Source organism: Halocynthiibacter styelae (assembly GCF_016123485.1).
Taxonomy (GTDB): domain Bacteria; phylum Pseudomonadota; class Alphaproteobacteria; order Rhodobacterales; family Rhodobacteraceae; genus Halocynthiibacter; species Halocynthiibacter styelae.
On sequence record NZ_JADCKQ010000008.1, the window covers coordinates 40875 to 60604 of the forward strand.

At 55.8% G+C, this 19730-nt stretch carries 22 protein-coding genes and 1 riboswitch; of the genes, 3 read left to right on the forward strand and 19 right to left on the reverse strand.

Annotated elements, in window-relative coordinates; all coding sequences use genetic code 11:
- Positions 1–77: 77 nt before the first annotated feature.
- The 3 genes from H1D41_RS11455 to H1D41_RS11465 form a co-directional block, all read right to left on the reverse strand.
- The gene (locus H1D41_RS11455; protein WP_228849032.1) at positions 78–1349 is read right to left on the reverse strand and encodes an imelysin family protein; all 1272 of its coding nucleotides are present in this window, start codon (positions 1347–1349) and stop codon (positions 78–80) included.
- A 125-nt stretch (positions 1350–1474) separates the two neighbouring features.
- Positions 1475–1774, reverse strand: a complete 300-nt coding sequence (locus H1D41_RS11460) for a hypothetical protein (RefSeq protein WP_228849033.1) — start codon at positions 1772–1774, stop codon at positions 1475–1477.
- 145 nt (positions 1775–1919) lie between these two features.
- Complete coding sequence (locus tag H1D41_RS11465; protein ID WP_228849034.1) at positions 1920–2750, reverse strand: LysR family transcriptional regulator; 831 nt, start codon at positions 2748–2750, stop codon at positions 1920–1922.
- 99 nt (positions 2751–2849) lie between these two features.
- Between H1D41_RS11465 and H1D41_RS11470 the strand changes: the two genes are divergently transcribed.
- Positions 2850–3467: an HD domain-containing protein gene (locus H1D41_RS11470; protein WP_228849035.1), complete on the forward strand. Its 618-nt coding sequence runs from the start codon at positions 2850–2852 to the stop codon at positions 3465–3467.
- A 55-nt stretch (positions 3468–3522) separates the two neighbouring features.
- On the opposite strand, the gene trpB is transcribed toward H1D41_RS11470, so the two are convergent.
- The 5 genes from trpB to rpsA form a co-directional block, all read right to left on the reverse strand.
- Positions 3523–4758 carry a tryptophan synthase subunit beta gene (gene trpB / locus H1D41_RS11475; RefSeq protein ID WP_228849036.1) on the reverse strand — a complete coding sequence of 412 codons (1236 nt, stop codon included), beginning with the start codon at positions 4756–4758 and terminating at the stop codon, positions 3523–3525.
- An 11-nt stretch (positions 4759–4769) separates the two neighbouring features.
- Positions 4770–5423, reverse strand: a complete 654-nt coding sequence (locus tag H1D41_RS11480; RefSeq protein ID WP_228849037.1) for a phosphoribosylanthranilate isomerase — start codon at positions 5421–5423, stop codon at positions 4770–4772.
- Between the two features lie 29 nt (positions 5424–5452).
- Complete coding sequence (locus H1D41_RS11485; RefSeq protein WP_228849038.1) at positions 5453–5806, reverse strand: DUF1049 domain-containing protein; 354 nt, start codon at positions 5804–5806, stop codon at positions 5453–5455.
- Positions 5807–5809: 3 nt separating this feature from the next.
- Positions 5810–6091 carry an integration host factor subunit beta gene (gene ihfB, locus H1D41_RS11490; RefSeq protein WP_107495717.1) on the reverse strand — a complete coding sequence of 94 codons (282 nt, stop codon included), beginning with the start codon at positions 6089–6091 and terminating at the stop codon, positions 5810–5812.
- A gap of 298 nt (positions 6092–6389) precedes the next feature.
- Complete coding sequence (gene rpsA, locus H1D41_RS11495; RefSeq protein ID WP_107495716.1) at positions 6390–8069, reverse strand: 30S ribosomal protein S1; 1680 nt, start codon at positions 8067–8069, stop codon at positions 6390–6392.
- 308 nt (positions 8070–8377) lie between these two features.
- Between rpsA and H1D41_RS11500 the strand changes: the two genes are divergently transcribed.
- The gene (locus H1D41_RS11500; protein ID WP_228849039.1) at positions 8378–8782 is read left to right on the forward strand and encodes a GNAT family N-acetyltransferase; all 405 of its coding nucleotides are present in this window, start codon (positions 8378–8380) and stop codon (positions 8780–8782) included.
- Positions 8783–9083: 301 nt separating this feature from the next.
- Here H1D41_RS11500 and cmk read toward each other — a convergent pair whose 3' ends face one another.
- Both cmk and H1D41_RS11510 read right to left on the reverse strand, forming a co-directional pair.
- Positions 9084–9698: a (d)CMP kinase gene (gene cmk, locus H1D41_RS11505; protein WP_228849040.1), complete on the reverse strand. Its 615-nt coding sequence runs from the start codon at positions 9696–9698 to the stop codon at positions 9084–9086.
- A 46-nt stretch (positions 9699–9744) separates the two neighbouring features.
- Positions 9745–10269 (reverse strand): hypothetical protein, encoded by a 525-nt coding sequence (locus H1D41_RS11510; RefSeq protein ID WP_228849041.1) that lies wholly within the window; start codon positions 10267–10269, stop codon positions 9745–9747.
- Between the two features lie 155 nt (positions 10270–10424).
- On the opposite strand from H1D41_RS11510, the gene H1D41_RS11515 reads away from it, so the two are divergent.
- Positions 10425–10598, forward strand: coding sequence for a hypothetical protein (locus tag H1D41_RS11515; RefSeq protein WP_228849042.1), 174 nt, complete (start codon positions 10425–10427; stop codon positions 10596–10598).
- Between the two features lie 5 nt (positions 10599–10603).
- On the opposite strand, the gene H1D41_RS11520 is transcribed toward H1D41_RS11515, so the two are convergent.
- The 9 genes from H1D41_RS11520 to H1D41_RS11560 form a co-directional block, all read right to left on the reverse strand.
- Positions 10604–11008 (reverse strand): GFA family protein, encoded by a 405-nt coding sequence (locus tag H1D41_RS11520; protein WP_228849043.1) that lies wholly within the window; start codon positions 11006–11008, stop codon positions 10604–10606.
- A gap of 128 nt (positions 11009–11136) precedes the next feature.
- A complete protein-coding gene (gene aroA / locus H1D41_RS11525) occupies positions 11137–12486 on the reverse strand; it encodes a 3-phosphoshikimate 1-carboxyvinyltransferase (RefSeq protein WP_228849044.1) in 1350 nt (449 codons plus the stop codon).
- 101 nt (positions 12487–12587) lie between these two features.
- Positions 12588–13220 carry a peptide chain release factor H gene (gene prfH / locus H1D41_RS11530; protein WP_228849045.1) on the reverse strand — a complete coding sequence of 211 codons (633 nt, stop codon included), beginning with the start codon at positions 13218–13220 and terminating at the stop codon, positions 12588–12590.
- Entirely contained in the window at positions 13213–14388 is a 1176-nt protein-coding gene (locus tag H1D41_RS11535; RefSeq protein WP_228849046.1) for an RNA ligase RtcB family protein, read from the reverse strand. The genes prfH and H1D41_RS11535 overlap by 8 nt, the downstream gene beginning before the upstream one ends.
- Before the next feature lie 214 nt (positions 14389–14602).
- Positions 14603–15334: a tRNA (guanosine(46)-N7)-methyltransferase TrmB gene (gene trmB, locus H1D41_RS11540; RefSeq protein ID WP_228849047.1), complete on the reverse strand. Its 732-nt coding sequence runs from the start codon at positions 15332–15334 to the stop codon at positions 14603–14605.
- Between the two features lie 89 nt (positions 15335–15423).
- Positions 15424–15945, reverse strand: coding sequence for a macro domain-containing protein (locus H1D41_RS11545; protein WP_228849048.1), 522 nt, complete (start codon positions 15943–15945; stop codon positions 15424–15426).
- A 2-nt stretch (positions 15946–15947) separates the two neighbouring features.
- Positions 15948–17129, reverse strand: a complete 1182-nt coding sequence (gene metK / locus H1D41_RS11550; protein WP_228849049.1) for a methionine adenosyltransferase — start codon at positions 17127–17129, stop codon at positions 15948–15950.
- A 7-nt stretch (positions 17130–17136) separates the two neighbouring features.
- A riboswitch (SAM-SAH riboswitch) is annotated at positions 17137–17187 on the reverse strand.
- Between the two features lie 33 nt (positions 17188–17220).
- Entirely contained in the window at positions 17221–18747 is a 1527-nt protein-coding gene (lnt, locus tag H1D41_RS11555; protein ID WP_228849050.1) for an apolipoprotein N-acyltransferase, read from the reverse strand.
- Positions 18748–18768: 21 nt separating this feature from the next.
- A complete protein-coding gene (locus H1D41_RS11560) occupies positions 18769–19686 on the reverse strand; it encodes a hemolysin family protein (protein WP_228849051.1) in 918 nt (305 codons plus the stop codon).
- Between the last annotated feature and the right edge of the window lie 44 nt (positions 19687–19730).

Below are 19730 nucleotides of genomic sequence, written 5' to 3' on the forward strand. Positions count from 1 at the left end.
AAGTCACAGCGTTTTGCCTGATATGGACAGGCGGCCAGTGGATGGGCAAGGGGCAATATGCCCCCTGCCCGTTTGTATTATTCGAACACAGAGCCCGGGTTGTCGAGGGAGTCAGAACCTTCGAACTCAATCCCGTCAAGACCCAGAACCGCAACAACGCGTTCAATAGACTGGGTCTGATCAACCAGGCCGTTCACACCGCCCATGATCAGGGCTTCACCGGCTTCATTGCCCTGCGCCAGCATCTGGTCGTAGGAGAAACCAGCTTCCGCAGCGGTCTTGATACGACCCAGCGCCATCATAGTGGTGGACAGTTTGGACTGCATTTCCGCATCCAGAGCCGCATCTTCATGGGACACAAGATCCGCAAGGGACGCGCCAGACACCAGTTCGCCGTTCACACGCACATATTCGCCGAGGTACACGTTCTGCACGCCCAGACCATCGTAATAGTGGCTGTTGTGGGTGTTATCAGAGAAACAGTCGTGCTCCTCCTCAGGGTCGTTCAGCAGAACGCCAAGCTTCATACGCTCGCCCGCTTGTTCACCATAGGACAGGGAACCCATGCCGGTCAGCATCGCAACGATGCCGGCATCTTCATTGCCCAGAACGGTGCCGCGTGCTTCGCCGCTGTCCGCCCATTCAGCAGTCATGAACTCAAGATCAGAGATCAGCAGATCTGTCGCCGCTTTCAGGTATTCACCGCGACGATCACAGTTGCCGCCGGTGCAGGCATCGCCCGCCGCATAATCTGTCCAGGACCGATCGCCTGCGCCGTGATCGGTGCCGTTGTTGTCCTGCCCCCAGAGCAGAAATTCAATAGCGTGGTAACCGGTTGCCACGTTTGCTTCGACGCCATCTGCTTCGTGCAGCGTGCCTTCCAGCAGTGCAGGTGTGATCGCGGATGCGTCAATTTCAGCACCGGAGAGGGAGAATGTCGGGTTTGCAATCACGTTCAGCGCAGCCAGTTCGTTTTCATCCGTCGGGCCACCGTAAGCGGTGCCAACATAGTCGATCAGACCTTCATCCAGCGGCCAGGCGTTTACTTTGCCTTCCCAATCATCAACAGCAGCGTTACCAAAACGGTAAACTTCGGTCTGCTGATAAGGCACACGTGCGGCCAGCCAGGCTTCTTTTGCGGCTTCGAGGTTTTCAGCAGATGGTGTCGCAATCAGCGCGTCTACAGCGTCGCCCAGCACACGTGCGGTCAGCAGGCTGTCTTCATACTTCGCATGCGCAATATTCGCATAGTTGGTCAGAACGTCAGATTTGCTGACAGCATGGCCGTCTGCAAATGCAGCACCGGCCGTCAGCGCCAGAGCGGAAGTCGCAAGAATAAGAGATTTCATGTTATGTCCCTGTGTTTCAGACAGGCCGCAAAAGGCAGCCAGATAAGATTCTCGCATAACTTACTAAAAAAATCAGGAATGACAATCTGATTATTTTACCTGGGTATTTTCTGTCGCACCCCGACCTATATATATGTATCGATAATTTCCTGCATCGAGGCATAGCATTCGCGAAATTCAAACGATCCCAACTGTCCCCCGATCCGCACAGCGATATAGAACGACGTCGCCAGAAACAGCGCCGGAAGCCGTGTAATCAGAAGGTATTTCTGGCAAAACGCATCTCTGAGCATTGCCGCGTAGAACTTCCAGTCACAGCGCGCCCGGTCCCACCGGCCACCACCCACCGCATAACCAAAATCGTGATGCCGCCAGCTTACGGAATTGAAGAACCAGCTCGCGGTCCTTGTAATGAATTCCCGCATTCTTTCCGGCAACCAATGGGGGCCAACGCCGTTTCCGAAGTTCAACTGTTGTTCTGGTGTAAGATCTTCAAACTGTGGTCTTTTTATAAATCACTCCTCGTTACTTTAAGAACAATAGTATGGTCTTCATACCAGAAAACGATGTTTACCCTCTGTCACGTAGCTGATTCAGGATGCCGCAAAGCGCCTCCGCCTGATCAATAAACTCAGCATCTTCCCGGAAAATCAGAAAGAGCGGCATTTCGATCTGTACGCCCAGATGATGCGCACCGTCGACATCTGTGATGAAAGTCTGCGGAAAGAAACCACGCCCGCCCCGTCCGCGCAAATAGCGCAAAGCCATGGTGCAATTGCCGAGAAACACAGAATGCCCCGGCGCATCGGCGACATAGCGTTTGACCGCCACATCATACACCCCGCCCAGACGCAGATCAATAAACCGCTCCGGCACCTGACCATCAGGCCCGGCAATTTCCACCAGATGCAGAATTTCGGTTGGCAACGCCACCGTATGCAAGCCAGCCTGCGCGGGACGATCCGGCGTCAGAGCGATATCAAGAATATGCCCGGCCACGGCCTGATGCACATCCATGGTGTGATCAAAATTCAGAGTCAGAAGGTGATCTTCGCCCGCGCCATCCAGCTGCACCGCAAGATCGGTCAGCAGCGGATCCCAGATACTCAGCGCAGCGCCCATACGCAAAGGCCGCCTGCCCCGCGCACGCCCTGGCAGATCCCGGCTGGCCATATGCCAGAGATGCACCATTTCGCGGGCGTAGGTTTCAAATTGCCGGCCAAAATCCGTGACGCTGACCCGCCGCCCGTCACGCGTGAACAGATCCGCACCAAGGCGGTCTTCCAGCGCCCGGATACGCGCGGTCACTGTTGTCTGTGCGACGGACAAGCTGCGGGCGGCGGCGTGAAAGCTGCCTTCGCGCAGGATCACCAGAAATGTTTCGATCGCTTCAATCTGCATCTGATCACTATTTTCGCTTAGACTGATAAAATCAATTCGTTTTATTTATCAGCGTATGCGCGGCATTCTGTGGGCAACAGATAATGGAAGGACAGCCCCATGCCAGACACCCTTCACGCGCCAGATGACGCGGAACACCGCCACAAACCCACCTGGACCAGTTTTGAAAACGCCACCCGGGAAGATTTCCTGGCGGTGATGGATTATGAAGACGCCTATAACGCCGCCCTGCCCAACCGGATCCTGGAGGCGATCAAATCGCTGGACGAGGCCTGGACGCCTTACCCTGTGAACCGCTATCAGCACTCCCTGCAAGCCGCGACGCGCGCTCATGCGGACGGCGCAGATGAGGAAATCATCGTTGCGGCCTTGATCCATGACACCGGCGATATCCTTTCCCCTTACAATCACGGCGAACTGGCCGCGGCGATGATGAAGCCTTACGTCAGCGAACGCTGTTACTGGATCCTGAAGCATCACTGCGTGTTCCAGGGCTACTACTACAATCACCACCTGGGCGGGGATCGCAATGCCCGCGACAAATACCGCGACAGCCCGTTTTGGGAAGACTGCCGCTATTTCTGTCATGAATATGACCAATGCGCCTTTGATCCGGACTATCCGACCAAACCGCTCACGTTCTTTGAACCCATGCTCCGCCGACTGTTGTCCAAAGGCGAAGGACATATGGAACTGAATGAAACCGCTGAAGATTAAAACACAAAAGACCGGGGATCATCGCCCCGGCCCTTTTTTATTCTGTGATCAATGATCAGTCGCTTTCACTCATATCCACGCCAAGGGCCTTGGCCACGGTGAAGATGTCTTTATCCCCGCGACCACACATGTTCATCACGATGATGTGGTCTTTCGGCAGGGTCGGCGCCATTTTCATCACATGGGCCAGCGCGTGGGAGGGTTCCAGCGCCGGGATGATGCCTTCCTGCGTACAGCAGAACTGGAAGGCTTCCAGTGCTTCGGTGTCGGTGATCGACACATATTGCGCACGGCCAATGTCATGCAGCCAGGAATGTTCCGGCCCAATACCCGGATAATCCAGACCCGCAGAGATCGAGAACCCTTCAAGGATCTGACCGTCATCATCTTGCAAAAGATAGGTGCGGTTGCCATGCAGAACACCCGGACGGCCGCCAGTCAGCGATGCGCAGTGTTCCATCTTTTCATTCACGCCTTTGCCGCCGGCTTCAACACCAACGATATTGACGCTGTCATCATCAAGGAACGGGAAGAACAGGCCCATGGCGTTGGATCCGCCACCAATCGCCGCGATGATGGTATCGGGCAGACGGCCTTCGCCTTCGTGTTCTGGCAGCTGCTCGCGCACTTCTTTACCGATGATCGCCTGGAAATCGCGCACCATCGCAGGGTATGGGTGCGGACCGGCCACGGTGCCGATGCAGTAGAACGTGTCGCGCACATTGGTCACCCAGTCACGCAGCGCATCGTTCATCGCATCTTTCAGCGTGCCACGACCAGAAGTCACAGGCACAACTTTTGCGCCCAGCAATTTCATGCGGAACACGTTGGGTGCCTGACGTTCAACGTCATGCGCGCCCATGTAAACGATGCATTCCAGGCCGAAACGCGCACAGACGGTCGCGGTTGCAACACCGTGCTGACCTGCGCCAGTTTCTGCGATGATCCGGGTTTTGCCCATACGACGCGCCAGCAGGATCTGACCCAGCACATTGTTGATCTTATGCGCGCCGGTGTGGTTCAGCTCGTCGCGTTTCAGGTAGATCTTAGCGCCACCCAGAGCTTCGGTCATGCGTTCGGCATAATACAGCGGGCTTGGGCGACCGACGTAATGTTTCCACAGGTCATCCATTTCCGCGTGGAATTCCGGGTCAACTTTCGCACGTTCGTATTCTTCCTCAAGGTCAAGGATCAGCGGCATCAGGGTTTCAGACACGAAACGCCCGCCAAAATCACCAAAACGGCCGTTTTCATCCGGTCCGTTCATAAAGCTGTTGAACAGATCATCCATAGTTTTTCCCCTCAGAAACGTGGCACGGGATTTGTCGCTGCCTGGACGAAATCCGCTATCTTCTTTGCATTCTTTACGCCTGGCGCGCTCTCAACACCAGAGGAAACGTCAACCTGCGTTGCGCCCGTCAGGTGGATGGCCTCGGCGACATTTTCCGGGTTCAGCCCGCCCGCCAGCATCCATGGTGTGGCCCAGCGACGCCCGGCCAGCAAACGCCAGTCAAAAGCCAGACCATTCCCCCCGGGCAGATCGGCGTGTTTTGGCGGTTTGGCGTCGATCAGCAGCTGATCGGCAACCTGGGTGTAGGTGCTGATTTGCGCAAGATCCGCTTCATCCGCAATCCCAATGGCTTTCATCACCGGCAGACCATAACGCGCACGTACTTCCTGCACACGTTCAACGCTTTCTTTCCCGTGCAGCTGTAACATATCCAGCGGCACTTGCGCGGTGATCGCATCCAGCGTGGCATCATCTGCATTCACGGTCAGGGCAACCTTCGCCACCCCTTCCGGAATTTCAAGCGCCAGGTTGCGCGCCTGGTCAATCTCAAGATGTCGGGGGGATTTCGCAAAAAATACGAGGCCCGCATAACGGGCCCCGGCGGCAGCAACTGCAGCCACATCATCAGTGGTCTTCAGACCGCAAATCTTAACACTGGTGGTCATATTCTGATGCCCTGCCTTTTCGTGGCAGCTTATGCTTTGCTTTCCAGAAGCGCCAGCACATCATCGGCCTTGCCGCCTTTTTCTGCCGGCGTCGTCGCCCGCAGCGTTTCCACTTCTTTCTTCAGCTTCTCAGCCTGACGCGCTGTACCGCGGAATTTCATTTCGCGCAGCCATTCCCAGACAAAGCCGATCAGCAGACCGGCGATGATCCCGCCAACGACAACCACAAAAAGCGGCAGTTGCAGCGGTGCACCTGAAAGGCCCAGAAAAGCCGACAATTCCGGCGGCAGCAGATAAAGCGAAACAAATCCGCGATTGGCCAGTGCAACTGTAATCAGCACAAAGGCCAGAGCGGCAAGAAACAGATATTTAAGATAGCGCATTCGTTACTTTCCGTTAAGCCGGTCTCGCAGTAGTTTACCTGTCTTAAAGAACGGCACATTTTTCGCGGGCACTTCAACAGATTCACCGGTGCGTGGATTGCGACCCGTACGTGCCTCACGTTGTTTAACAGAAAATGCACCGAAACCACGTAGTTCTACGCGGTCGCCACGGACCATTGCTTCTGTTATTTCATCAAATACAGTGTTTACGATGCGTTCAACATCGCGCTGATAAAGGTGCGGATTTTCATCCGCGATAGATTGAATAAGTTCCGAACGGATCATTCCTGTTTTCCCCTGGCTGGATTAGGCACATTTTAACATGTGCTCATTTGGAATTCGTCATGTGGACGTTTCTATATTCACCGCTGCAAACTAAAACCGCAACGGGAAAGGCCCTTTCAAGCCGGGCTTTCAGCGATTTGAGACAAAATTATGCCTATTTTCCGACCAGTATCGGCGAATTCCACCCTATTGTACACGAAATTAGACGGCTTTAAGGAAATTTGATTCGTTTAAAAAGGCGGCCCGATATATCACCAGGCCGCCTTTCAATGTTTTTTTCAGTCTACGGACTGAATGATCAGTCGTCAGACTTCAGAGCTGCGCCAAGGATATCGCCCAGGGACGCGCCAGAGTCAGAAGAACCATACTGTTCCACTGCTTCTTTCTCTTCAGCGATCTCACGTGCTTTGATGGAGAGACCCAGACGACGGGTTTTCGCATCAACGTTGGTTACACGTACGTCAAGCTTGTCACCAACCTGGAAGCGCTCTGGGCGCTGCTCGGCACGGTCACGGGACAGGTCGGAACGACGGATGAAGGATTTCATGCCTTCATAGTCAACTTCCACGCCGCCATCTTCGATCGCAGTCACTTCAACAGTGATGATAGAACCGCGCTTCACGCCGTCAGCAACTTCAGCGAACGGATCGCCGCCCAGTGCTTTAACGGACAGAGAGATGCGTTCTTTTTCAACGTCCACTTCGGTTACAACAGCCTGAACCATTTCACCTTTGCGGTAGTCGCCGATCACATCTTCGCCACGGCCTTCCCATGTCAGATCTGACAGGTGAACCATGCCGTCGATTTCATTGTCGAGACCGATGAACAGGCCGAATTCAGTGATGTTCTTAACTTCACCTTCAACTTCGGTACCAACTGGGTTGTTCTCAGCGAACACTTCCCATGGGTTGCGCATGGTCTGTTTCAGACCAAGGGATACACGACGCTTGGAACCGTCGATTTCCAGAACCATGACTTCGACTTCTTGTGAAGTAGACACGATTTTGCCCGGGTGTACGTTCTTCTTTGTCCAGGACATTTCGGAAACGTGTACGAGGCCTTCAACACCGGCTTCGAGTTCAACAAATGCACCGTAATCGGTGATGTTGGTGACGCGACCCTTGTGGACGGAATCCAGTGGGTATTTCGCAGCAACAGCATCCCATGGATCGTCCTGCAGCTGTTTCATGCCGAGGGAGATACGGTGGGTTTCTTTGTTGATCTTGATCACCTGAACCTTGATGGTCTCACCGATTGTGAGGATCTCGGATGGGTGGTTCACACGGCGCCATGCCATGTCGGTCACGTGCAGCAGGCCGTCAACGCCGCCGAGGTCAACGAATGCACCGTATTCAGTGATGTTCTTAACAACACCGTCAACTGCCTGACCTTCGGAAAGGTTGCCGATAACTTCAGCACGCTGTTCTGCGCGGGACTCTTCGAGGATCGCACGACGGGATACAACGATGTTGCCACGACGACGGTCCATTTTCAGAATCTGGAACGGCTGCTTCAGACCCATCAGTGGGCCTGCGTCACGTACTGGGCGTACGTCAACCTGGGAACCTGGCAGGAACGCAACAGCGCCGCCGAGGTCAACAGTGAAGCCGCCTTTAACGCGACCGAAGATAGCACCGTCAACACGCTCTTCGTCAGCATATGCTTTCTCGAGGCGATCCCATGCTTCTTCACGGCGTGCCATCTCACGAGAGATAACAGCTTCACCGCGGGCGTTTTCAGCTGCGCGCAGGAACACTTCTACAGTGTCGCCGACAGCGATTTCAGCTTCTTCACCAGGGTTTGCGAATTCTTTCAGATCAACGCGGCCTTCCATTTTGTAGCCAACGTCGATGATAGCCTGGCCCGCCTGAATAGCGATAACCTTGCCTTTGACAACAGACCCTTCCTGAGGGGTGTCAATCTCGAAGCTTTCCTGCAGCAGGGCTTCGAATTCTTCCATAGATATATTTTGAGCCATTTGGTCTCAGTTTCCTTTACAGTCGTTTTTCCGGCCGTGCGGTTGTCTCCGCCGGTCTTGGTTTCAGTTGGTCAGCGGGCAGCCTGAAACAAACAGACCAAACACAAACAAAGAGGGCCGGTATGTGCCGACCCTGCCCGTCATTTTTTTTGTTTTATGGCATATATGCCTTACTGACCCGGGCTATATAGCGTTAACTGCAAGGAAACACAAGCCTGCATCCTCTGCAAAACAAGGCCATTCTCTTGCTTTTCGGGGGCTGTGACAGGCCAATCACAGTAAAGCCCGAAAGGTCAGAAATGATTCGGATGATCAATATCGAACAGGCCCTGCCTCTGCGCCAGGGCGTTCTTTGGCCGGGGCATCCGCTTTCGCATGCGATGGTGCCCGGCGATGAGGCTGCTTTGCATTTTGGTCTGTATCATGAAGAAACCCTGGTTTCAGTTGCGTCATTGTTTCCGGATGATCATTCCGGCATCCAGCTGCGCAAATTTGCCACCCTGCCCCACCTGCAGGGCCAGGGCTTTGGTCGCCGGATGCTGGATCACCTTCTGACACAGGCACGGGACAGCGGGGCAACACATCTTTGGTGTGATGCGCGTGTGTCTGCCCGGGATTTTTATGCAAAATCAGGATTTCGGGAAGAAGGTGAGGTTTTTGAACGAAAGGGCCAGTCTTATATCGTCATGCAGCACACGTTCGACCGGCCCTGACCCAAAGAACGTGCGCAGTCCCTGGCAAATCTTAACCCTCCTTTGCGATAAATCCCCCGTTGCGCAACACCGGGAAACCCCGGACCCAAGATCGGATGAGAGGCCCCGGCGAAAGCATAAGGGGCGGATCACAGCTTACCTGTCAGGGCGTAACGATCCCTGGCACTTAGATCATATCCGCAAAGGCGGCGCCGCCATCTTTACTGGTCCTGCAAACAGGCCTGCGATGGAATGCTTCATCTGAACAGCTTTCAGGAACCGCCGGGACCACCCGCGCGGACAAAACCTGTGCGTTCAACAATCAGCCTGCGTTCCGGACAGCATCCACGGCAGCGACACACCGAGCGACAGCGTCGTCGATGGACAATTCAGATGTATCCAGAAGAATAGCATCCTCCGCGGCCTTCAAAGGGGCCGTTGCGCGTTCACTGTCACGTTTGTCCCTGGCCTGCAGATCTTCCAGGACACCTTCCGGTGTCACATCCTGACCCTTCGCCGACAATTCCAGATATCGCCGTTCTGCCCGTACCTCATCGGAAGCCGTAACATACAACTTCACCTCTGCTTCGGGGCAAATCACTGTGCCGATGTCACGCCCGTCCAGGACCGCGCCCCCGGCCCGGCGCGCAAATGCCCGCTGAAAATCAAGCAAAGCCTGGCGCACTTCCGGAATTGCAGCAACTTTAGACGCGGCCTGCGCCACAGCCGAATTGCGCAACGCGTCTGCATCAATATCTTCCGCACGCAGAGATCTCGCCGCCTCCAGCGGGTCAGCGCCCTGCAACAACTGCGCGCCAACCGCACGATACAAAAGCCCGGTATCAAGGTGCGCAAAGGCAAAATGCGCGGCAAGCGCTTTGGAAATTGTCCCTTTGCCCGATGCTGCCGGGCCGTCAACTGCGATGGTAAGTGCCATATGTTCTGCCTCCGTCTGGTCGGGGTACCTTTACAGAGGCCAACTGTCAAACCCGGGCAGGTCGCATACGTCTGTGTTCCCGGAAATGACACAGTGCCAGCCAGAACAGCAAAATCAACGCCCCGGCAGAACACAGTGTTTTCAATACGGTCCATTGATTGGCCTGCATCACCATCACATGGGAAGGCGCACCTTCTGTCACAAGCAACCGTGTGATCACCATATTTTCGAAATAGTCTGCCGTTGCGCTGCCAATGGCCAGCCCCATTCCGACAAGTGCCCCGGCACCATCGGAAATTCTGTTAAAAATCAGACAAAGCGTCAGCGCAAGGGCCCCGGGAAACACCATATCCAGCAAATGTTGGGGGCCCAGATAGATCTGACGCGCACCGGGTGTTAAAGCTGTCAGGAACGCATGGGCTTCTTCATAGGTGTAACCTGTCAGCCTCTGATCGAACGGCACCAGCCCACCTGCCCCGTCTGCAATCGACGGAAGCGTCCAAAACACCATCGCAGCATATAAAAACGCTGTGACGGAAAACAAAGCCGTAAAAAGCATCGTAAACCGCATCGTATCCTCCGGCCTACAGGGTACTGAACAATCCTTCAGTCAAAGTTAACATATCTTGCCATCTCTTGTGCAGATATTGCCAACCCGGGGACCGCCCCCTCGAAATGCAGGAAACAGCCATTTAATCAGAAACAGACAACAAAAGGAAACACGATATGTCGATCTGGTTTTTCGCCGGCGTCGCGCTCACACTTTGGGTGCTATACGATCTTCTGATGGGCTACACTTACCTGTGGGAACCCGTCGTACGCGCCGAAAACCCCTGGGGGTACTGGGCCGTCCTAACCCTGTGGTCAGGGGCTGCGATCAGCTGCTTTGTCGTCGCCTGAACACGTCAGTCTTTGATCATGGTTGTCAGCTCTGGATCATATCCCGCTGACTGTGGTGCATCCGTGGGGATATCGTAGTAATCCCCTTTATACTCGCAATAGATATGTCCACGGATGTCCAGGCCTGTATCCCCATCAAGGGTGCCGGCAAAAACTGAAATATTCGCACCGGTCCCATCCCAGAACAGATTGCTGCCACAGGTCGCACAAAATCCGCGCCGGGCCGTGTCTGAGGATTGATACCAGGTAACCTCCCCCTGCACTGTAATCTGATCTCGTCGTACAGAGGTCGCCGCAACATGATGGCCCGAGGTTTTCCGGCACTGCACACAGTGACAAGCTATCACGGGGCGTAATTCACCCGTCAGTTCAAAACGCACATCGCCACAAAGGCAGGACCCGGTTTTCATCACTTTTTCCTCCTGATATCAGGAGCAGGATCAAAGGAAACATCCCGCTGATGCCCTCTGAAAACGACACACCCGGAACATTTTCAGTCCCGGGTGTATAAAAATTCCTGCGAATTGCCCTGCCTGTGTCAGGCGTTATCGCGTGTGATCTGTGCGCCCAGGGTCTTCATCAGATCCTCAAACACCGGGAAGGATGTGGCAATTGGCGTGCCGTCATCGACAGACACAGGGTTCTGCGCCGCCATGCCAAGCACCATGAAAGACATCGCAATCCGGTGATCCAGGAAGCTTTCGCAGGTTGCACCACCCGGCACACCGCCCGGCCCCATGCCATGCACGATCATCGTGTCTTCATCTTCCTCAACCGTCACGCCACAGGCGCGCAGACCACGGGCCATGGCGTCAATACGGTCGCATTCCTTCACGCGCAGTTCTTTCACGCCGCGCATCACGGTTTTACCGGTGGACAGGGCCGCAACAACGGACAGCACCGGGTATTCGTCAATCATCGACGCCGCACGTGCAGGTGGCACTTCGATGCCATGTGTTTCAGCGTAACGCACGCGCAGGTCGGCGACGGGTTCACCACCCTCAAGGCGTTCATTTTCAAACGTAATATCCGCGCCCATTTCAACAAGCGTCGTGTAGATCCCGTTGCGCGTCAGGTTCTGGGACACGCCAGGCACGAACACTTCGGACCCGGGCACAATTGTCGCCGCACAGGTCGGAAAAGCAGCAGAGCTTGGGTCGCGAGGCACAGAGATCACCTGCGGTTTCAGTTCTGGCTGGCCGGTCAGGGTGATACGACGGCCGTCCTCTGTTTCTTCAACGGAAATCTCAGCCCCGAAACCTTCCAGCATGCGTTCGGTATGGTCACGGGTGGCTTCTTTTTCGATCACCACAGTCTGGCCCGGCGCATTCAACCCCGCCAGAAGCACCGCGGATTTCACCTGCGCTGACGGCATTGGAACGGTGTATTCCACCGGCACAGGTTCGGTTGCGCCCACAATGGTCATCGGCAGACGACCACCGGACCGGCCCACGGATTGCGCGCCAAACAGCGCAATCGGATCGGTCACACGGCCCATCGGGCGCTTGTTCAGGCTGGCGTCACCTGTGAAAGTCGCATTGATCCCCTGGGTCGCCATAACGCCCATGATCAGACGCACGCCAGTGCCGGAATTACCGCAATCAATCACATTGTCAGGTTCGGAAAAACCGCCAACGCCCACACCGTTCACGGACCATTCGCCGGGGCCATGTTGGGTAACGGTCGCACCAAAGGCCCGCATGGCTTTTGCCGTATCCAGCACGTCTTCGCCTTCCAGCAGGCCGGTGACTTTGGTTTCACCCACAGCCAGCGCGCCAAAGATCAGCGCGCGGTGCGAAATGGATTTATCCCCAGGTACAGCAGCTTCGCCGTTCAGCGGGCCGCATTTACGAGAGGTCATCGGGATCGGGGTGCCATGGCCGGACATTTGCGCTTCCTTCATTCAGTCTGACGACACTGATAGCGCAAGCAAAGGGGGGCGTAAATCATGCAAATGATCCACGCCCACCCTTATCTTTTATGTTTGCGTCAGGTCACCTCGTTAAACCGTGGTCCTTTGAAGGTGCGATGGGCATTCCCGCGTTTCAGAGCATGGTGGCGCAGGTTCGCATCCCGGGCCTGATCAGCCGTATCAATTTCCGCCTGCGCGGCCCTCAACGCGGCCAGCCGTTCCACAGCCAGGGCCTTGTTGCGATGCTGCGAACGCCCGTCCCGCACGACCACCGACACGCCGCTTTGCAGGCAGGTCGCCCGCACAGCGCTGTCGGTGGTGTTCTGATGCTGGCCACCTGGGCCACCGGCACGGAAGGTATCAAAGCGCACATCCCCCGTTGCCGCGATGGCTTTCACCGCCGCAAGACGCGAAACACCCGCAAACCAGTTCTGGCGCTTATAACCGGGGCGCAGCGTGCTTTTGCTGATCCAGCGGATGGTACCAACCCAATGCTGTGCAAAGCAATCCGCGCAGGGCCCGTGCAATGTCACGACCGCAGATTTCACACCGTGTTTTGCAGGCACTTCACTGATGTCCAGATCCGCACCCATGTCTTCCGCTTCTTCCCGCATCCGCGCCAGGATATGTGCCGCCGCAAGACAGCACTCTCCCGGCCCGTTGCCGCTGGTCACAAGAAAAGTCACGCGATCAGTCGTCTTCTCAGTCATGGCGGCCCCCGGTCTTTGCGTGCTTAAACGTCATCAGCGGTGCAAGCGTCGCCACCACATTTGCCACATCAAAACGCGCCAGATCATTCGCCACATCCGCGGCGGATTTATAGGCCTGGGGCGCTTCTTCAATCAGCATGGCTTTATCTTCGCAGATCACCCGCCCATTGGCGGTTGGCCTGCGCAGAGCCTCAAGCGAAGACTTCGCCTTTGACACACGCCCATGCATAGAGGCGCGATCATAGCGTCGCCCTGCCCCATGCGCGCAGGAGTTCAGCGCAGTGCCGCCACCCGCTCCGGGCTTCAGCAGAAAGCTTTCCGTCGCACGCGTACCGGCCAGCGGCACCAGATCCTGCAATTGCGCAGCCCCTTTCCGATGCAGCCATGCACCCTGTTTCTGCGTCACCAGGTTATGCGCGCAATCGCTGATTGGGGTGAGATTGCAACGCAGGGCATGCGCCGCACGTTCTGCGATGATCTGACGGTTCAGCCGTGCCCAAATCGCCGCCTGGTCATGACGCTCAAGCCAGGCCCGGCCCTCTTCGGACGCGGGGTCATAAGCGACCAGCCCATCAGCCAGGACATCCTGCAAAAATTGATGTCCAAGGCCACGAGACCCCGAATGCACAAGCAGACAAAGCTGATCTTTCTTCAACCCGCTTTCCGGATCCGCCTGTACCACCCGCTGCACTTCACAGAAATGGTTACCAGTGCCGATTGTACCCAGCGCCCCTGCGAACAGATCCCCAGGCAGACCAGATTGCAGCAGATCCCCTGACACATCCCAGCCATTCGGTTCAGCCAGGCAGCGCAATTTGGCCGCCATCTTATCCGGCTTCCAGCGGCGCAGCGGCAGATCCAGCGCATACAGCGCCATGCCACAACCGATGTCAGATCCCACAAGCTGTGGGTGCAGCTTGTCTGACAGAACCGCGCAGCCTACTGGTCCGTATTTTCCCGGATGCAGGTCTGGAAACGCCGCAACCGCACGCACGCCTTCAAGACACGCAACCTGTTGCAACTGATCTTCCGCACGCCCTTCGATCCAGGCATTTTCATTGTAATAGAGATGGATCGCAGCCCCGCCCTTTTTGGCAGGCAGCACACGACCCGAGGCAAAATTGCCCATGGTATATTCCAGTATTTTGATTTTGTCGGCCGCTGTCACCAGCGCACCTGTACAAAGTCTGGGGCTTATGTGGCCTTAAACTTTGCGAACCCCGGCAGGGATGAATGTAAGTGTCGTCATGTTATTCTCCCTTGCTTCTGAGGATACGGAATGCCCGATGGGCGGTGTGTCTGCCTTTTAGCGGCAGATATGAAAACAGCAAAGCCCCGCTCGAGCGACAGGGCCTGCATGTGGTTTAGCGGTAACAGTGGTGTCAGCCCTTACGGCGGAACGTCATATAATGTGGCGTCCGGCCTTCGCGCAAAGCCTTTTGTTCATAGCGTGTGGAAATCCAGTCATCCCAGGAATTGCGCCAGTCGTCCGCGCTTTCCGCCAGCCATTCAAACCCGGCCTTTGGCACTTCTTCCATAGTCTGACGCACGTAATCTTCAATATCCGTCGCAACCCGGAAAATCGCACCCGGTTTCAGAACCTTCGCCAGTGGCTCCAGGTGTTCCTGGGTCACAAAGCGGCGGCGGTGGTGACGTTTCTTGGGCCAGGGGTCCGGGTAAAGCAGGAAGGCTTTGTCAATGGATTGTTCCGGCAGCACATCAAACATGTCACGTGCATCCCCGGGGTGGATCGCAACATTGCTGACACCGGCTTCGCGGATTTTACCAAGTAGCATAGCAACGCCGTTGATATAGGGTTCACAGCCGATGATGCCGACATCCGGGTAGGTCTTTGCCTGATGCACCATATGTTCGCCACCGCCAAAACCAACTTCCAGCCAGACAGGTTTATCGCCAAACAGCGCCTTCAGGTCGATATTCTCACGGGTCGGATTGTCTTCCCAGGTCACTTTCCCCGGAGAAAGTTTCGCGAGATCTTCGTCGAGATAAGTCTGCTGAGAGTCCCGCAGGCCTTTACCCTTGAAACGACCATAGAAGTTACGCCAGGGCGCGCCGGAGGGATGATTACCTTCAGGTTTTTTATCGTCAGACATGGTCACTCCGCAGGCAAGAGAAAGGCAGGCAAATTGCCCGCCTTCCCTAAACTTTAAGCCCGCAAAGTGCAATCCACCCTGTGAGAGGGTTAGAGGTCACGAGCCTGAGCAAGCTTCAGAGCTTTATTCAGGGGCTTTGCTTCTTTCGCCGGAAACGCACACAGTGTAATTTTCCAACCTGCGCCCATAGCCTTCAGAAAGTGATGGGATTCCCGGATGGCAATCACTGCGGCCTCATCTTTGGGAAACCCGTAAACGCCAGTAGAAATCGCGGGAAATACGATGCGTTTCAGACCGTGTTCAGCTGCCAGTTTCAGGCTGTTACGATAGGCATTGGCCAGCAGTTCCGGTTCATCATTGCCGCCACCACGCCAGATTGGACCGACGGTGTGAATGATATTGAGAAAGGGCAGATCATGGGCACCGGTAATAACGGCGTCTCCGGTTTCACATCCACCAAAGGCCCGGCATTCTTCTTTTAGCCCGGGGCCGGCTGCGCGATGGATTACGCCATCAACGCCGCCGCCCCCAAGCAAAGATTTATTGGCCGCGTTCACAATTACATCGGCAACACACTCAATGATGCTTCCGACATGAACAACCGGCCACATGCTTAAACCGCTTTCTTAAGCGCCTCGGCCAGATCCGTGCGTTCCCAGGAGAACCCGCCATCATCGGTCGGGGTCCGCCCAAAGTGACCATAAGCAGCCGTGCGCTGATAAACCGGTTTATTCAGGCCCAGGTGGGTCCGGATGCCCTGTGGCGTCAGATCCATACAGGCCGCGACCGCTTTTTCGATCTCACTTTCATGCACCTGACCTGTGCCATGGGTATCGGCGTAAATCGACAGAGGTTTTGCAACACCGATTGCATAAGACAGCTGCAGCGTGCAGCGATCAGCCATACCGGCAGCAACGATGTTTTTCGCCAGATAACGCGCCGCATAGGCTGCGGAACGGTCAACCTTTGTCGGATCTTTCCCGGAAAATGCACCGCCACCATGTGGGGCTGCACCGCCGTAAGTATCCACGATGATCTTACGACCCGTCAGACCGGCATCCCCATCCGGGCCGCCAATGACGAATTTCCCGGTTGGGTTCACGTGCCATTCCGTCGCCGCAGAGACCCAGCCTTCCGGCAGTGTTTCGCGGATGTAAGGCTCTACAATCGCACGCACATCATCCGAGGTCAGATTTTCATCCAGGTGCTGTGTGGACAGAACGATGGAAGACACGCCAACTGGCTTGCCCCCTTCATACACAACGGACAGCTGGCTTTTGGCGTCCGGGCCCAGCGCTGGTTCTGTGCCGTTTTTGCGCACTTCCGCAAGACGACGCAGGATCGCGTGGGAATACTGAATCGGGGCTGGCATCAGGGCTTCGGTTTCATTTACCGCATAGCCAAACATGATACCCTGATCACCTGCGCCTTCGTCTTTGTCAGCGCTTGCATCTACACCCTGGGCGATATGGGCGGACTGTTCATGCAGCAGGTTGGTGATTTCCACGGTTTCGTGGTGGAACTTATCCTGCTCATAGCCGATGCCTTTGATGCAATCGCGCACGATGGCATCGGTCTTTTCAAGATATTCTTTAAGTTTCGCCTGATCAGACAGGCCAACTTCACCACCAATCACAACACGGTTTGTTGTGGCGAAGGTTTCACAGGCAACCCGTGCTTCGGGTTCTTCAGAAAGAAAGGCGTCAAGGATGGCATCCGAAATCTGGTCACAGACTTTATCAGGATGCCCTTCGGAAACGGATTCCGAAGTGAACGTATAGTTTTCACGAGTCATTTGAAAGTGCTCCGGTACAAAATGAAACCGCCACGCCAGGAAGCCGTTGTGGCAGCAGATGCATCGCCCCTACGCCTGTAATGGTGGAGGGTCAACCGTGCTTAGCGCGAAGTTGTCTCAAAAAGATTAATACGCAACCGAAAAACAACAAAAACAGGAATACAGGCCTGTCGCCTGTTGAACGGTATAAGGTTTCGCTGCGGGCCTCTGGCAGATACGCATCCAGAAAACCTTCAGTCGCAAAAGGCAGCTGCGCAGTGATCGTTCCATAAGGATCAATCATCGCAGTCACACCTGTATTGGCCACCCGCACCAGCGGTTTCCCCTGCTCGACCGCCCGGAACTGCGCCTGAACCAGATGTTGCCAGGGGCCGGAAATCTGGCCGAACCAGGCATCATTGGTGATCTGCAAAATCCAGTCCGCGCCATCCGGGGCGGCATTCACATCCTGGGGAAACACGGCCTCATAACAGATCAGGGGCAGCGCCTGCCCAAGCGGGCCCAGATCAAACAGTTTTGCCTCAGCACCAGCGGTGAACCCATATCTCTGATTGGCCGCAAGGCCGTAAATCCCAAACTGCGCCATAACATCACCAAAGGGCACATATTCCCCGAAGGGCACCAGATGACGCTTGTCATAGCTTTGGTCCAGGCCGCCTTCTGCATTCATGTGAACGATGGAATTATAAAAACCTTCGTCGCGCGCATGCCCGATCCCAAAGAGCACCGGCACGCCATTCGCCGCATCCCGCAACAGCTGCATGCCATATTCTTCCTCAGAAAGGCGCACAGGTACGGATGTTTCCGGCCAGACGATCAGATCCGGGCGGCCCTGTGCACCAGGATCCGCGGTGAAGGCAAGGTTGCGATCATAGAATACAGAAACCCATTCCGGATCCCACTTCAGGTGCTGTGGCGCATTGGGTTGCAGCAGACGGATCAGAGGTCGCTCATCCGACACAGGAACAGCATCCCAGGTGAGATAACCAGAAACAACGGGCGCCACGCCCCAGACTGCAACCCCCAGGACAAACGCAGCATTCCGGCTGATCCCGCTTGCGCCCCAGACACCCGCTGTCATCAGCACCGTCAGCACATTCAACCCATGCGGCCCGATGAGGGACACAAGCTGCATCGGGGCCAGATCAACCCAGATATAAGCGGGCATGGCCCAGGGGAAACCCGTGAAAACATAAGCGCGCAACAGTTCCGCCAGCGGCAACGTCACACAAAGTGCCAATGCAGCTCGTTTCTGACCTGCCAGTTTGCGCGCGCCCCAGAAGGAGACAGCCCAGAATATCGCCAGACCACCTGCCATCAGGAAGATCGCAAAAGGGGCCATCCAGCCATGGCGGGCGATATCGACAAAGAAAGGCTCAACAATCCAACTAAGGGAAACGGCAAAATAGCCGCCACCAGCCCCCCAGCCACGCCAAAGCGCCGTCCGTGGGGTATCTGCCGCTTCCAGCAGCATCGCCAACACAACAAAGCCAACCAACGTCAGCGGCCAGAGCCCCCAGGGCGCATGGCCAAGCGCCATAAGCGCACCGGTCAGGAAGGTGGCGAAGATTGCCCGGCGACCCGTCAATCCGCCAAACAGCGCCATCAGCTTCTGCATAATGCCCCCGCCATCCCCAGGTTATTCCGCTGCCATATTCGGCAGATGCACGCGCATGCGTTTGATCTTGCGCGGGTCGGCATCAATCACTTCGAAATCCGGGCCAGCCGGATGGCGGATCATCTCGCCGCGTCCGGGCACATGGCCAAGCAGAACAAAGACCAGTCCGCCCAACGTGTCGATTTCATCATCATCCAGGCCTTCGCGCAGATTCAGGCCGATCTCTGCTTCGAATTCTTCCATCGGCGTGCGGGCTTCGGCAACATAGCAGCCAGGACGTTCCTCAAACCAGAGCGCACCTTCAACCGCATCATGTTCATCTTCGATCTCACCAATGACCTGTTCGATCAGATCCTCGATGGTCACCAGACCGTCCACGCCGCCATATTCATCAATCATCAACGCCATGTGTTTGCGCTCTGTCTGCATTTTCTGCAGCAGAATGCCGATGGGCATGGACGGCGGCGCAAAGATCAGCGGGCGCATCAGATTGCGCACGGAAAAATCACCATTGCCGTTTTGTCCGTTGAACCCGTATTTCAGCGAGAAATCTTTCAGGTGGATCATACCAATCGGCGTATCCAGCGTGCCTTCGAACACCGGCAAACGCGACAGACCGCTTTCGCGGAACACTTCGACCAGTTCATCGCGGCCAATATCATCCGGCACCGCCACCACTTCCACGCGGGGAATAGCGACTTCTTCCAGACGCATCCGGTGAAGGTTCAGCATACCATGCAGCGCAGTTTGTCCCGGGGCCGGAGTATCTTTCTCCGCCTCGCTGTCCTGTTCATTTTCAGTCTGGGAAAATCCCGCGAAAAGCCTGCGGAAAAAACCGCTGTCCTTCGCGTTACCGTTCTTCGGGTCTGACGACCCCGGTTCTATCTCTTCCTGCGCGCTTTGCGCCGCAGTAGAAGATCCGTCAATATTGTCGCCCATTGGTCCTTTCCGGGTCACTTAAACGGCGCACAACACGCGCCTGT

Excerpts from the sequence above, each read along its gene's own strand:
- H1D41_RS11455 (WP_228849032.1), bottom strand. The coding sequence starts at position 1,349 with ATGAAATCTCTTATTCTTGCGACTTCCGCTCTGGCGCTGACGGCCGGT.
- H1D41_RS11460 (WP_228849033.1), bottom strand. The coding sequence starts at position 1,774 with ATGCGGGAATTCATTACAAGGACCGCGAGCTGGTTCTTCAATTCCGTA.
- H1D41_RS11465 (WP_228849034.1), bottom strand. The coding sequence starts at position 2,750 with ATGCAGATTGAAGCGATCGAAACATTTCTGGTGATCCTGCGCGAAGGC.
- H1D41_RS11470 (WP_228849035.1), top strand. The coding sequence starts at position 2,850 with ATGCCAGACACCCTTCACGCGCCAGATGACGCGGAACACCGCCACAAA.
- trpB (WP_228849036.1), bottom strand. The coding sequence starts at position 4,758 with ATGGATGATCTGTTCAACAGCTTTATGAACGGACCGGATGAAAACGGC.
- H1D41_RS11480 (WP_228849037.1), bottom strand. The coding sequence starts at position 5,423 with ATGACCACCAGTGTTAAGATTTGCGGTCTGAAGACCACTGATGATGTG.
- H1D41_RS11485 (WP_228849038.1), bottom strand. The coding sequence starts at position 5,806 with ATGCGCTATCTTAAATATCTGTTTCTTGCCGCTCTGGCCTTTGTGCTG.
- ihfB (WP_107495717.1), bottom strand. The coding sequence starts at position 6,091 with ATGATCCGTTCGGAACTTATTCAATCTATCGCGGATGAAAATCCGCAC.
- rpsA (WP_107495716.1), bottom strand. The coding sequence starts at position 8,069 with ATGGCTCAAAATATATCTATGGAAGAATTCGAAGCCCTGCTGCAGGAA.
- H1D41_RS11500 (WP_228849039.1), top strand. The coding sequence starts at position 8,378 with ATGATCAATATCGAACAGGCCCTGCCTCTGCGCCAGGGCGTTCTTTGG.
- cmk (WP_228849040.1), bottom strand. The coding sequence starts at position 9,698 with ATGGCACTTACCATCGCAGTTGACGGCCCGGCAGCATCGGGCAAAGGG.
- H1D41_RS11510 (WP_228849041.1), bottom strand. The coding sequence starts at position 10,269 with ATGCGGTTTACGATGCTTTTTACGGCTTTGTTTTCCGTCACAGCGTTT.
- H1D41_RS11515 (WP_228849042.1), top strand. The coding sequence starts at position 10,425 with ATGTCGATCTGGTTTTTCGCCGGCGTCGCGCTCACACTTTGGGTGCTA.
- H1D41_RS11520 (WP_228849043.1), bottom strand. The coding sequence starts at position 11,008 with ATGAAAACCGGGTCCTGCCTTTGTGGCGATGTGCGTTTTGAACTGACG.
- aroA (WP_228849044.1), bottom strand. The coding sequence starts at position 12,486 with ATGTCCGGCCATGGCACCCCGATCCCGATGACCTCTCGTAAATGCGGC.
- prfH (WP_228849045.1), bottom strand. The coding sequence starts at position 13,220 with ATGACTGAGAAGACGACTGATCGCGTGACTTTTCTTGTGACCAGCGGC.
- trmB (WP_228849047.1), bottom strand. The coding sequence starts at position 15,334 with ATGTCTGACGATAAAAAACCTGAAGGTAATCATCCCTCCGGCGCGCCC.
- H1D41_RS11545 (WP_228849048.1), bottom strand. The coding sequence starts at position 15,945 with ATGTGGCCGGTTGTTCATGTCGGAAGCATCATTGAGTGTGTTGCCGAT.
- metK (WP_228849049.1), bottom strand. The coding sequence starts at position 17,129 with ATGACTCGTGAAAACTATACGTTCACTTCGGAATCCGTTTCCGAAGGG.
- lnt (WP_228849050.1), bottom strand. The coding sequence starts at position 18,747 with ATGCAGAAGCTGATGGCGCTGTTTGGCGGATTGACGGGTCGCCGGGCA.
- H1D41_RS11560 (WP_228849051.1), bottom strand. The coding sequence starts at position 19,686 with ATGGGCGACAATATTGACGGATCTTCTACTGCGGCGCAAAGCGCGCAG.